Source organism: Bradyrhizobium liaoningense, assembly GCF_018130785.1.
In the GTDB taxonomy this organism is placed as follows: domain Bacteria; phylum Pseudomonadota; class Alphaproteobacteria; order Rhizobiales; family Xanthobacteraceae; genus Bradyrhizobium; species Bradyrhizobium liaoningense_A.
The window spans coordinates 26,626-39,234 of record NZ_JAFCJT010000001.1; the positions used below are offsets into that span (position 1 = coordinate 26,626).

General features: G+C 65.7%; 13 protein-coding genes. 7 read left to right on the forward strand and 6 right to left on the reverse strand.

Features of this window, described 5'->3' with window-relative positions:
- Positions 1-64: 64 nt before the first annotated feature.
- On the forward strand, positions 65-436 hold the full coding sequence (locus tag JQ627_RS00095) for a nuclear transport factor 2 family protein (protein WP_212482144.1): 372 nt from the start codon (positions 65-67) through the stop codon (positions 434-436).
- 241 nt (positions 437-677) lie between these two features.
- Here JQ627_RS00095 and JQ627_RS00100 read toward each other — a convergent pair whose 3' ends face one another.
- Complete coding sequence (locus JQ627_RS00100; protein ID WP_212482145.1) at positions 678-1,130, reverse strand: helix-turn-helix domain-containing protein; 453 nt, start codon at positions 1,128-1,130, stop codon at positions 678-680.
- A 93-nt stretch (positions 1,131-1,223) separates the two neighbouring features.
- Between JQ627_RS00100 and JQ627_RS00105 the strand changes: the two genes are divergently transcribed.
- From JQ627_RS00105 to JQ627_RS00115, 3 genes are all read left to right on the forward strand, one after another.
- Positions 1,224-2,480, forward strand: coding sequence for an MFS transporter (locus JQ627_RS00105; RefSeq protein ID WP_212482146.1), 1,257 nt, complete (start codon positions 1,224-1,226; stop codon positions 2,478-2,480).
- Between the two features lie 80 nt (positions 2,481-2,560).
- On the forward strand, positions 2,561-2,893 hold the full coding sequence (locus tag JQ627_RS00110) for a DHCW motif cupin fold protein (protein ID WP_212482147.1): 333 nt from the start codon (positions 2,561-2,563) through the stop codon (positions 2,891-2,893).
- A gap of 265 nt (positions 2,894-3,158) precedes the next feature.
- Positions 3,159-3,368, forward strand: coding sequence for a cold-shock protein (locus tag JQ627_RS00115; RefSeq protein ID WP_008141931.1), 210 nt, complete (start codon positions 3,159-3,161; stop codon positions 3,366-3,368).
- A 212-nt stretch (positions 3,369-3,580) separates the two neighbouring features.
- On the opposite strand, the gene JQ627_RS00120 is transcribed toward JQ627_RS00115, so the two are convergent.
- Both JQ627_RS00120 and JQ627_RS00125 read right to left on the reverse strand, forming a co-directional pair.
- The gene (locus JQ627_RS00120) at positions 3,581-4,879 is read right to left on the reverse strand and encodes an RsmB/NOP family class I SAM-dependent RNA methyltransferase (protein ID WP_212482148.1); all 1,299 of its coding nucleotides are present in this window, start codon (positions 4,877-4,879) and stop codon (positions 3,581-3,583) included.
- 36 nt (positions 4,880-4,915) lie between these two features.
- On the reverse strand, positions 4,916-5,338 hold the full coding sequence (locus JQ627_RS00125) for an MAPEG family protein (protein ID WP_212482149.1): 423 nt from the start codon (positions 5,336-5,338) through the stop codon (positions 4,916-4,918).
- 158 nt (positions 5,339-5,496) lie between these two features.
- Here JQ627_RS00125 and JQ627_RS00130 point away from each other — a divergent pair, with 158 nt between their 5' ends.
- The gene (locus JQ627_RS00130) at positions 5,497-6,111 is read left to right on the forward strand and encodes an acriflavin resistance protein (protein ID WP_212482150.1); all 615 of its coding nucleotides are present in this window, start codon (positions 5,497-5,499) and stop codon (positions 6,109-6,111) included.
- Positions 6,112-6,181: 70 nt separating this feature from the next.
- Positions 6,182-7,024, forward strand: a complete 843-nt coding sequence (locus tag JQ627_RS00135; RefSeq protein ID WP_212482151.1) for a metallophosphoesterase — start codon at positions 6,182-6,184, stop codon at positions 7,022-7,024.
- Positions 7,025-7,038: 14 nt separating this feature from the next.
- On the opposite strand, the gene JQ627_RS00140 is transcribed toward JQ627_RS00135, so the two are convergent.
- From JQ627_RS00140 to guaB, 3 genes are all read right to left on the reverse strand, one after another.
- On the reverse strand, positions 7,039-7,380 hold the full coding sequence (locus tag JQ627_RS00140; protein ID WP_212482152.1) for a hypothetical protein: 342 nt from the start codon (positions 7,378-7,380) through the stop codon (positions 7,039-7,041).
- 160 nt (positions 7,381-7,540) lie between these two features.
- Positions 7,541-8,563 (reverse strand): NADP-dependent oxidoreductase, encoded by a 1,023-nt coding sequence (locus JQ627_RS00145; protein ID WP_212482153.1) that lies wholly within the window; start codon positions 8,561-8,563, stop codon positions 7,541-7,543.
- 263 nt (positions 8,564-8,826) lie between these two features.
- Positions 8,827-10,320, reverse strand: coding sequence for an IMP dehydrogenase (gene guaB / locus JQ627_RS00150; protein ID WP_212482154.1), 1,494 nt, complete (start codon positions 10,318-10,320; stop codon positions 8,827-8,829).
- Between the two features lie 472 nt (positions 10,321-10,792).
- Between guaB and JQ627_RS00155 the strand changes: the two genes are divergently transcribed.
- Positions 10,793-12,283 carry a DHA2 family efflux MFS transporter permease subunit gene (locus tag JQ627_RS00155; RefSeq protein WP_212482155.1) on the forward strand — a complete coding sequence of 497 codons (1,491 nt, stop codon included), beginning with the start codon at positions 10,793-10,795 and terminating at the stop codon, positions 12,281-12,283.
- Positions 12,284-12,609: the final 326 nt, after the last annotated feature.

Genomic DNA, 12,609 nt, shown 5'->3' on the forward strand with positions numbered 1-12,609 from the left:
TAGGTAAGTATTATTGACCTAATTTGCCTCGCACGTCAAACAGGGGCCAATCAGGGAGACCGCCATGTCACAGCACCATCAGCCGTCAACGCTTGCCAGGCTCGGCCGGACCTGGGTCGAGGCCTGGAACACTGGAGATCTCGAGCGCGTGCTCACGCTCTATGACGAGGCGGCCGTGATGACCTCGGACCGCATCCCGGCGATGGGGTTCGACGCCAGCGGCACCGTGCGCGGCAAGGACACGCTGCGGGCCTATTGGGGCAAGGCGCTCGCCCTGCTGCCGGAGCTGCATTTTACGCTGATCGACCTGTTCGTCAGCCCGGACAGTGTGGTCGTGTTTTACGAGAACGAGCGGGGCAAGCGGATCTGCGAATATCTGCGGGTGAATGATGCGGGGCTGATCGTGCAGGGGTCGGCGAACCATCCGGCGCAGTGACGCTTGCGTCTCTTGCGCAGTGGCGCCCCCCTCTCCCCGTCATCCTGAGGTGCGAGTTCTGCGGCGCGTAGCGGCGCAGGGCGAGCCTCGAAGGATGCATGGCCACGCTGCGAGAGCCGGGCCGTCGCCCTTCGAGGGCCGCTGAAGAAGCGGCCACCTCAGGGTGACGGTCGGATAGTTGGGCGTGCTGCACCTAAGCTCGTCATTGGAGAGCGCGTGCGCTGACAACGGCCCCGCGCCGTCAGCGCTTCCGCGCGCCGACCTTACGCACCCTCGTATCGGACCATGCCAGCGGCCGCCCGGTTCGCGACGGCAGCACCAATTGCCCGACCGGCTGGCCCGTCTGATCCAGCAGGTCGGAATGCGCCTCACCGCGCGCATAAAGATGGGCCTCGCCCCATTGGCGCAAGGCGACGACCACCGGAAAGAGGTCGTGGCCCTTCCGCGTCAAGGCATATTCCTGATAGGCGCTGCCGTCCGAGGCGGGAACCAGCTCGAGCACGCCGAGCTCCACGAGCTTGTGCAGGCGCGCGCTGAGCATGCCCCTGGCGATGCCGAGATTCTTCTGGAAGTCGCCGAACCGGCGCAGCCCGTCGAACGCATCCCGCACGATCAGCAGCGACCACCAGTCGCCAATGGCATCCAGCGCCCGCCCCACCGGGCACTCAACCTTGGCAAAAGCGGTCCGCTTCATCAGGCCCTCCCAACTGGTCCTAAAATAAGACTAGACAGCGCGACGCGCAACTGGTCTTTTTATAGAACCAGATTGAACGCACCGGAGACGACGATGACGAACGAGAATGCGAGGGCTGGGTTGCGAGACGACCCGGCAGCCGGCGAGATCGCCGGGCGCGGGCTGTCGCGCCCGATGGCCGTGCTGTTCGCGCTGACCTGCGGCCTGAGCGTCGCCAACGTCTACTTCGCGCAGCCGCTGCTCGATGCGATGGCGCCGGATTTCGGCATCGCACCTGCCGCGATCGGCACGGTGATGACTTTCACGCAAGTCGGCTACGCCTTCGGCCTGATCCTGATCGTGCCGCTCGGCGATCTCTGGGACCGCCGGCGTCTGATCGTCGGCCAGATCACGCTGTCGTCCATCGCCCTGCTCGTCGTCGCAACCGCCTCGCATGCCGCCGTCCTGCTCGCCGGAATGGCGCTGGTCGGCGTGCTCGCGGTCGTCATCCAGGTCCTGGTCGCCCTCGCCGCGACCATGGCACGCCCAGAAGAGCGCGGCGAGGCGATCGGCACGGTGACGAGCGGCGTCGTTGCCGGGGTCTTGCTCGCGCGCTTCGCCTCGGGCACGCTCGCCGATATCGGCGGCTGGCGCCTGGTGTATCTCGTCTCGGCTGGCCTCATGCTCGCCATGGCGGCCCTGCTCCTGCGCGTGCTGCCGCGCGGCCGGCGGACCGTGTTGACCGGATCCTCCTATCTGGCGCTGCTGCGCTCGACCGCCGCCCTGTTCGTCGAGGAGCGGATCATGCGCGAGCGCGCATTGTTCGCGTTTCTGATCTTCGCAAATCTCAACGTGTTCTGGAACGCGATCGTGCTGCCGCTTTCCGCGCCTCCGATCTCGTTGTCCCGCACTTCGATCGGGGCCCTCGGGATCGCGGGCGTCGCCGGAGCGCTCGCAGCCCGCAATGCCGGCCGCCTCGCCGATCTCGGATGGGGCCAGCGAACCACCGGCCTGTCGTTGCTGCTGATGCTCGCGGCCTGGGTTCCGATCGCCTGCCTGCAAACCTCGCTCTGGCTCCTCGTGGCCGGCGTGATCATGCTCGATTTTGCGATCCAGGCCGTGCACGTGACCAGCCAGAGCCTGATGGTTGCGGCGCGCCCCGATGCCGCGAGCCGCCTCGTCGGCGGCTACATGGTGTTTTATTCGATCGGAAGCGCGACCGGCGCGATCGCATCGACGATCGTGTACGCCATGACCGGCTGGATGGGCGTCTGCATGCTCGGCGCTGGAATCAGCGCCGCGGCGCTGCTGGTCTGGGTCATCACGGCAAGCCGGATCGAGGCGCCCACGGGCTGTGCAGCGATGCACTAACGCAGCAGGAATGGAACGAAGACTTGCGCGGATTCCTGCGCTAGCACTGCGCCCGCCGGCTCTGAGACAGGATTCCCACCATGAAACTCCCCGCCTCCCCCTTCACCGTCACCGACTGGAGCAAGGTCGAGGCCACCACGCATCCCGGCGAGACCGGGCAAGCCCTCTGGCGGACGCTCAATATCGGCGATCTCCGGGTGCGGATGGTCGAGTATTCGCCGGGCTATCTCGCCGACCATTGGTGCGACCGCGGCCACGTGCTCTACGTGCTCAAGGGCGAGCTCGACTCGGAGCTGCGCGACGGGCGGAAATTCAAGCTCACCGCGGGGATGAGCTACCAGGTCTCCGATTTCGGCGACGCCGCGCACCGGTCCTCGACGGCCACCGGCGCGACGCTCTTCATCGTGGACTAAAGCGCGCGGCGGCCCCTGTTTGCACCGCAAAATAGCAAAGTCCCGCGACGTGCCGGCTCACGGGTGGTGCCTTGAAGTAGCCCCAAATTCTCGCTATATTGTGATCATCGATACTTGGCCGAACGACTGGGCCGCTTCGCTTCGTTGCACACGGGCGCGCACGCTTCAGATGTCTTCTCCAAACATCGACGGAACAGGATCATGGGCGCAATGCTGCGTACCGGTCCACGTGCGTATCCTCTTTAACTAACTAAAGGAATTTCCCATGGCTATGGGCACCGTGAAGTGGTTCAACACCCAAAAGGGTTATGGTTTCATCCAGCCGGACGACGGCCAGAAGGACGTGTTCGTGCACATCAGCGCGGTCGAGCGCGCCGGCCTCTCCTCCCTCAACGAGGGTCAAAAGGTCTCGTTCGACATCGTTGCCGACCGCCGCAGCGGCAAGTCGTCGGCTGACAATCTCCGCGTCGGCTAACGCCCACGCACCGTTCTGACCACGGACGTACCGGCAGAACGTCGAGTTAGAAAGTCCCGCGAGCTTCGGTTCGCGGGGCTTTTGTTTTGGGGTGCAACCGGGCCACGGCACAAGCGGTGCCGTAGGGTGGGCAAAGGCGCGCGCTCTTCGCGCCGTGCCCACCATTTTACCGCGAATGGTGGGCACGCTTCGCTTTGCCCACCCTACGAGGGCTATCTCTTCTTCAGCACCGACACGAAAAACCCGTCCGTGCCGGTCCGCCGCGGCGTCATCAGCCAGCCCTCCGGTGATTGCAGCGCGGCGTCCGCAAACGCCTCCGCCTTGTCCCAGAGCACGCTCGCGGTCTGCTCGGGCGGAACGACTGCGAATTCCGGATGGCGCCCCACGAACGCCCTCACCTGCTCGCCGTTCTCTTCCGCCAGCACCGAGCAGGTGATGTAGGCAAGGCGGCCGCCGGCCTTGACCAGCGGCACGGCACGCTCCAGCACCCCGGCCTGGTCGCGCAGGCGGATCTCCAGAGCGCCCGGCCGCATGCGCCATTTGGCGTCCGGATTGCGGCGCCAGGTGCCGGTTCCCGTGCAGGGCGCGTCGATCACGACGAGGTCGGCGGTGGCGCTGATGTCGGCCAGCGGATCGGCCTCGCCCTTGGGCGTGCGGACATCGGCATTGTGGACGCCGGCGCGCGACAGCCGCTCGTGGATCGGCGCAAGCTGGCGCTTGTCGCTGTCGGTCGCGATCAGCCGGCCCTTGCCCTGCATCATCGCTGCCAGCGCCAGCGTCTTGCCGCCGGCGCCGGCGCAGAGGTCGATCACCTGCTCGCCGGGTTTTGCCGCAGTGAAGCTGGCCGCAAGCTGCGATCCCTCATCCTGAACTTCAACGCCGCCCTTGATGAAATCCTCTTCGGCCTGGACGCCGGGGTTGCGCGCATCGGCCGAAAGCTCGATGCGCAGGCCGTTTGCGGACCATGGGGTCGGTTTCGCGTGAAGATGAGCAAGCGCCCGCAGCACCTTGTCGCGACTGGATTTTAGCGTGTTGACGCGCAGATCGAGCGGTGCCCGGCTCGCCATCGCGGCGGCCTCCGCGGCGCGTTGTTCGCCGAACACTTTTGCAAAGTACGGGTCGAGCCATTCCGGATAGTCGCCGGCGACCGCAGCCGGTGCGTCCTCCAGGGAGCGCGAGGCCAGCGCGGCCTGCTCGGCCTCGGTCAGCGGCGCCGGTGCAAACCGGCTGCCGTCGAACAGCGCGCCCATAGTGGCCGCGTCCATGTTGCGCTCGAGGCGGAGCATGCCGATCAGCCGGGCGCGCGCGGTATCGGCGTCCATCAGGAAGGCGCTCGAGGCATAGCGGCGCAGCACGTCCCAGACGAGGCCGGCGATCGCGGCGCGGTCGCCGGAGCCGGCGAAGCGATGCGCGGTGCCCCACTCCTTCAGCGCCTTGGCGGCGGGCACGCGGTCCTTCTCGATGGTGTCGATCAGTTCGATGGCTGCGGACAGCCGGGCAGCGGGAGTCATTTGAAATCTTTCAGATCAGGATTGGCGGATAGGCGCCTAAATCAGCAACAGCATCTTCAGCGCGAAGTAGATCCACATCGCCAGCAGCACAAGCACGCCGGCGAGCCAGATCGTGGAGCGCCGGCCGAGATTGTTTGACGAAACGAAAACGCCGGCGTGCGCGAACCGCGTCACCACGAACACCCAGGACATCAGCACGATGAAGAGGTCGGCATGGCGCAAGGGCAGCGCCAGCGCGATCAGCGCGTAGAACAGCACCGGCAATTCGAACTGGTTGCGGTAGCTGTTGGCGAATTGTGTGGCACCCTTCGGCCAGTTCGGCTCGCCGAGCGCAATGTCGCGGCTCTTGGTCTCGCCGGAGACCAGCGCCTTCCGGCGCCCGAACACCATGCCGATCAGGAGCGCGAAGGTGAGACCGACCTGCACGAAGACAGGCAGCAAAACCATTTGGATGGACATCGGAACTTTCCCGTAAGGCGGACCGCCGCGGACCGTCATTAGCCGCGACTTCTGGCGCTGACAATCAACGAGTTGAACCGGCGTTCCCAATGAGGCGACCAACTGGCGATAGTTAAAGGCGATTTTGCCCCCGTCGGGCCGCAAGGCGAGAGAGCGCCATGAATTCCCTGATCGGCGTTTTGACCGAATCCGCTGACGGCCGGCTCGGCATCCTGATGTCGGCGCTATCGGGCATCGCGGCGGCGCTTGCGGTCGCGCTGGCAATGACGGTCTATTTCCGCATGAGCTACCGCAGCTGGCGCGACGTCGTCAGGCACGGCCTCGCCGCTCTGGCCGCCCTCGCCCTGTTCGCCTTTGCCGCCTACGACATGCGCCACGCGGCGCTGGCCTATCTCGGCCTCAATCCGTCAAAACCCGCGGTCGAGTTCGAGATCCGCATGCCAAGGGAGACGTTGACGGCGGTCACCGACAGCCAGATCGAGCTGCACACCGACCGCAACCAGACGCTGGCGCTGATCGACGGCGTACGCGAGCTCGGCGACGGACGCTCAGTGCTGCGCGGCGCGGTCGCGCTTAACCACCACACCGCAGACCGCGTGCTGGTCGTGAACCTGCCCGGCAAGGGCACGTTTGAATTCCGCCTCCGCCTGCCCGCCGAGCCGCACCGGTCCGAGCAGTTCGGGCCCTGGCACCTCGCCGACCGCATCGCGTCGCCGGCAACCGGCAGCGTCGCGCCGCAGGACGCCTACACGATCCGCTATCGCGTGCTTTAAACTTTGTTTCATCGCGATGCATGCGCGCGCCGTCATCGTTCCGACGTGCGACAACGCGTATGCTGATCGCATGTCCGAATTTCGCCTCACGCAGATTTCCGACACGCATCTCGGCCGGCGCTTCCCCGGCCTGATCGCCAACTTCCAGGCGGTCAGCGCGCACATCGACGCCGACAGGCCCGACCTCGTCGTCAACACCGGCGATGTCTCCTTCGACGGCCCCACCGGCCGCGACGATGTCGAATTCGCGAAAGGCCTGCACGACGCCCTGCCCGTCGCCTGCCGCTACATTCCCGGCAATCACGACATCGGCGACAATCCGACCGCGATCGGGCCCGCACCCAAGCCGCCGGTCACCGAGGCGCACCGCCAGCAATTCCGCGACATCATCGGTGAGGATCATTGGTCGTTCGAGGCCGCGGGCTGGTGCTTCATCGGCCTCAACTCGCTGGTGATGCACTCAGGGCTCGCCTTTGAGGCCGAGCAGTTCGACTGGTTGTCCCGGGAAATGGCGCGCATCAACGGCCGGCCGGTCGCGCTGTTCGTGCACAAGCCGCTCTTTCTCAACCTGCCCGACGATCCTGAAACCCCCGAGACCTCGATCCGCTACGTGCCGCAGCCCGCACGCGCGCGGCTGATCGAAATGTTCGGGACTATCGACCTTCGCCTGATCGCCAGCGGCCACGTGCACCAGCGGCGCGACTTCACCTGGCGCCACACCCGCCATGTCTGGGCGCCATCGGCCGGCTTCAGGATCAATGACGCGCGTCAGGATCGCGTCGCGATCAAGGAAGTCGGTCTCGTGGAATACCGCTTCCGGCCGGACAGTTTTGAGGTCCGCCACGTCAGGGCCGCGGGCCAGGTCGATGTCGACATCGAGGAGCTCCTCATCCAGATGGGCGGCGAGCACTAGCCCCCACCGGCCCCTTACGCGACGCTCTTGAGATCCTGCTGGATTGCAGCCAGCAGCGACTGCAGCGCCGCGCTGTTTACGGGCCTGGCCTCAGGGAGCGCGGGCCGGACGTTCGCAGGCTGGACGCTGGCGCTCGGCGCACTGACGGTCTGGACACTCGCGCGCGGCGCAGCCTTGCCCGGACGTATCGGGAATGGCGGTGGTGGCGCTGGCATCGCGGCTGGCGCGAAATCGCCCTCCTCGTCGACGTGGACGAACTTGCCATGGATGACGTCGTCGCGACGGCCCATGACGAACAGGGTCGCCCAATAGCCGGCAGCCAACAGGATTACGCTGAAAATACCAATCTCTAACATCGCAGCACCTAAAATATGCGCGATGATTCAATGCCTTCGCTCAGCCGTCAATGAACCGACGGTCACACCTGCGGCTTTTGCGGGCAGGTGTGGCCGATCGGTCACTCTTTGTTAACCATCGATGTCCGGGGTGTGACGCCCCTGCAACTAAGCCTTGCAGCTAAACCCTATCCGGCCCGACCCGCACCAGCTGCTTGCCGAAATTGGCGCCCTTCAGGAGCCCCATGAAGGCGCCGGGCGCGCTCTCCAGGCCCTCGGTGACGAACTCCTTGTACTTGACCTTGCCGTCGCGGACCCAACCGGACATGTCGCGCAGGAAGTCGCCATGGCGGCTGGCAAAGTCGGAGACGATGAAGCCGCGGAAGGTGAGCCGCTTGGTCAGCGTCGCGCGCATCATGCTTGCGGCCCATTTCGGTGGCTTGGCCTCGGTGTCGTTGTAATGGGCGATCAGGCCGCAGACTGGCACGCGGGCAAACGGATTGAGCAGCGGGAAGACCGCTTCGAACACGGCGCCACCGACATTCTCGAAATAGACGTCGATGCCCTTCGCGCAGGCAAACTTCAGCTTCGCGGCGAAATCGGTTTCGCGGTGATCAAGGCACTCGTCGAAGCCGAGCTCCTTCACGACGTAGTCGCACTTGTCCTTGCCGCCGGCGATGCCGACCGCACGCGCGCCCTTGATCTTCGCGATCTGGCCGACGGCCGAGCCGACTGCACCGGAGGCGCCGGCGACGACGACGGTCTCGCCTTCCTGCGGCTTGCCGATGTCGAGCAGACCCGTATAGGCGGTCATGCCGGGCATTCCGAGCACGCCGATGGAGGTCGAGATCGGACCGAGCTTCGGATCAACCTTGATCAGGCCCTTGCCGTTCGAGATCGCGTGCGACTGCCAGCCCGACCGTATCCGCACGATGTCGCCCTTGGCGAAGTCCGGATTGTTGGAGGCCGCAACCTCGCTGACGGCCTCGCCTTCCATCACGCCGCCGATCGGCACAGGTGCTGCGTAGGACGGGCCGTCGCTCATGCGTCCGCGCATATAGGGATCGAGCGAGAGCCAGATCGTGCGCAGCAGGACTTCTCCCGCGCCGGGCGTCGGAATCGCGAATTCCTCGATGCGGAAATCGGACGGCTTTGGCTCGCCGACGGGACGCGCTGCGAGAACGATGCGTTTTGCTTGGGACATGGCTTCCTCCGAATTGTGTTTCGGCGTGAACGGAAGCGGAGCAAGCGAGGCGCGTCAATACAAAAGCGGTGGCGTGAAAGGTCGCGGACGCGACGCGCCTCTCGTGTCCCGGACGCGCTGCGGCACGCAGTGACGCTGCGCAGAGCCGGGACACACGCGGCTTGCACGCCCGGCGACATGGGCCCCGGCTCTGCAGCGCGTCACCGAAGAGGTGCTGCGCCGCGTCCGGGGCACGAGAGTGCTGCTAGAGGCGCGACCGAGGACTAACCCCCGCCCGGATAGTTCGGGGCTTCGCGCGTGATGGTGACGTCGTGGACGTGGCTTTCGCGCAGGCCTGCGCCGGTGATGCGGACGAACTGCGCCTTGTCATGCAGGTCCTTCATGTCCTTTGCTCCGACATAGCCCATCGCGGCGCGCAAGCCACCGGCGAGCTGGTGCATGACGTTGCCGACCGGACCCTTGTAGGGCACCTGGCCCTCGATGCCTTCGGGCACGAGCTTGAGCGTGTCCTTGATATCCTGCTGGAAGTAGCGGTCGGCCGAGCCGCGCGCCATCGCGCCGACCGAGCCCATGCCGCGATAGGCCTTGTAGGAACGTCCCTGCCAAAGAAACACTTCGCCGGGCGTCTCGTCGGTGCCGGCGAGCAGCGAGCCAACCATCGCGATGTCGGCGCCGGCCGCGAGTGCCTTGGCGAGATCGCCGGAGAACTTGATACCGCCGTCGGCGATGACGGGAATGTCGGACTTCTTTGCCGCTTCCACCGCATCCATGATCGCGGTGAGCTGGGGAACGCCGACGCCGGCGACGATGCGCGTGGTGCAGATCGAGCCCGGGCCGATGCCGACCTTGATGCAGTCCGCGCCCGCATCGATCAGCGCCTGCGCGCCCTCGGTGGTGGCGACGTTGCCGGCGACGACCTGCACGGAGTTGGAAAGACGCTTGATGCGGTTCACCGCATGCAGCACGTGGCGGGAATGGCCGTGCGCGGTGTCGACGACGACGAGGTCGACGCCGGCATCGATCAGCCGCTCGGTGCGCTCGAAGCCGGTATCGCCGACGGTGGTGGCGGCGGCGACGCGCAGGCGACCCTGCGCGTCCTTGCAGGCGAGCGGATGGGCGACCGCCTTCTCCATATCCTTCACGGTGATCAGGCCGACGCAGCGATATTGCTCGTCGACCACGAGCAGCTTCTCGATGCGATGCTGGTGCAGCATCCGCCGCGCCTCGTCCTGGCTGACATTCTCGCGGACCGTGACGAGGCCGTCATGCGTCATCAGCTCAGAGACTTTTTGCCGGCGGTCGGTGGCAAACCGCACGTCGCGGTTGGTGAGGATGCCGACCAGCTTGCCGGGCGTATTCTTGCTCGCACCGGTGACGACGGGAATGCCGGAGATGCCGTGGTCGCTCATCAGCTTGAGCGCATCATCGAGCGTGGCCTCGGGGCTGATGGTGAGCGGGTTCACCACCATGCCCGACTCGTAGCGCTTGACCTGCCGCACCTGGGCGGCCTGCCCTTCGGGATCGAAATTGCGGTGAATGACGCCGAGGCCGCCGGCCTGCGCCATGGCGATCGCCATGCGGGCTTCGGTGACCGTGTCCATGGCGGAGGCCATGATCGGGATGTTGAGCGGAATGGCGCGGGTGACGCGGGAGCGGATGTCGACCTCGCCCGGCATGACATCCGACAGGCCCGGCTTCAACAGCACGTCGTCGAACGTAAAGGCTTCGCGAATGCCCTGAAGTTGCACCGTGGCCATCTGCCAACTCCTTCCTGCGGCCCTGCCGCAAATAGCTATGGATGAGCGCCGCCCTCGGCGTACCTTGCGGCATCGCCGGAGAATCGGAGCCCATCGGTGGGGTTGACGCGGGTCGATAGCACGGTCACGCGACGAATCAAAGCAAATCGGACTGCTGGCCAGCCATGCACAGGCTTTTTAGGCAAATTCAGCGGGGATAGCCGGGCGGCGGCCACCCGCCGTCAGTCCGGGGCGCGACGAAGTCGCGAGCCCGGAATCGATCCGGCAGCGCTCTCCGCGGATCCATAGCTTCCGGGCTCGCGCCAAGGCGGCGCACCCCGGAACGACGAGGGAGCGAGGGCAACCGGTTTCGGCGTCACACCGTTGTTACGCAGGATTTAGGTGCTATGCGTTGATCCACAATGGTCCCGGCCGAGCGGCGGTGATAAGCCGCGAGTCCACCCGTCCTTCTGATTTTCATTACCAATCCGTCATGGTCGACAAGCAACGCGTCATTCCGCTGATCGTGGCCACTGCTCTCTTCATGGAGAACATGGACTCGACGGTGATCGCCACCTCGCTGCCTGCGATCGCGGCCGACATCGGCACCAGCCCGCTGACGCTCAAGCTTGCCATCACCTCCTATCTGCTGTCGCTCGCGGTGTTCATCCCGGCGAGCGGCTGGACCGCGGACCGGTTCGGCGCGCGCATGGTGTTCGCGATCGCGGTCGGCGTGTTCATGGTCGGCTCGGTCGGCTGCGCGCTCTCGACCTCCGTCACCGATTTCGTATTCGCCCGCATCCTTCAGGGCATGGGCGGGGCGATGATGACGCCGGTCGGGCGTCTCGTGCTGCTGCGCTCGGTCGACAAGAGCGCACTGGTCAACGCCATGGCGTGGGTGACGGTCCCTGCCCTCATTGGTCCCGTGATCGGCCCGCCGCTCGGCGGCTTCATCACGACCTATGCGTCATGGCACTGGATCTTCCTGATCAACATTCCGATCGGGCTGCTCGGCATCTTCATGGCCTTGCGGTTCATAGATCCCATCAAGAGCGAGACGCGGGAACCGTTCGATCTCTACGGCATGGTGCTCGCAGGCATTGGCCTTGCCGGCATCGCGTTCGGTCTCTCCGTTGCCGGGCTCAACCTTCTGCCCTGGAGCACGGTCGCGGCCCTGGTCGTGGGCGGTGCGATCTCGATGACACTGTATGTCCTGCACGCCCGGCGGACGGGTTCGCCGGTGCTGGACTTTGCGCTCCTGAAGCTGCCAACGCTGCGCGCGGCCGTTTTCGGCGGCTTCATGTTCCGGCTGGGCATCGGCGCGCTGCCGTTCCTGCTTCCGCTGTTGATGCAGATCGGATTCGGGCTGACGCCGTTCCATTCCGGCCTGGTCACCTTCGCCTCCTCACTCGGCGCCATGGGCATGAAGACGCTGGCCGCGCGCATCATCCGTACCTTCGGCTTCCGCAATCTGATGACGGTGAATGCGGTCGTCAGCGCGTTCTTCCTCGGCGTCTGCGCGCTGTTCACGGTGACGACGCCGCTGCTGATCATCATGGTAATCCTGGTGGTCGGCGGCTTCTTCCGCTCGCTCGAGTTCACCGCGATCAACACGGTGGCCTATGCCGACGTCGAGCCCCCACAGATGAGCCGCGCCACCACGCTCGTCAGCGTCAACCAGCAGCTCGCGGTCTCCGCCGGCGTCGCGGTCGGCGCGGCCTGCGTGGAAACGACGATGTGGTTCAACCACGTCAGCGAGATCGACGCCACCGTGTTCGCGCCGGCCTTCGTCGTGATCGCGCTGACTTCGGCGGCGTCGAGCTGGTTCTTCTGGCAGATGCCCGCCGACGCCGGCCACGAGATCTCCGGCCGCAAGGCGGTGGACATTTCCAGCCGCAAGGGTGCCGCCAAGAGTGCAGCGACCGCCGCCGTCAAGACGGCGACGGAGGATACCCAGGACGTGCGCGATCAGCGGCTCGGCTAGGGCCGACGGTCGACGGCAACACACGGTAGAGCGAAACCCCAGCCCCAGCGTGTCTGACAGGGTGAGCTTTCCGCCGGTGACTGTTCCCGTCAGCGTGGCCTTCTGCAGATCGGGCGACTTGCTCGAATCGGCAAGGAAGAGCGCCAGATTGCTGTGGGCCGTATCGATCAAGTAATGCTCAACCGTCACAGGTCCGTTGCTGAAAGGCAGATTGTCGACAGCGAGCGAGAATGCCTCCGGTACCTCGGTCGACGTGTTGCTGCCGAAGACGCGCGTCGCATCGTAATTGTACAGCATGATGTTGGCGGTGGAGCTGCTGCCATCCC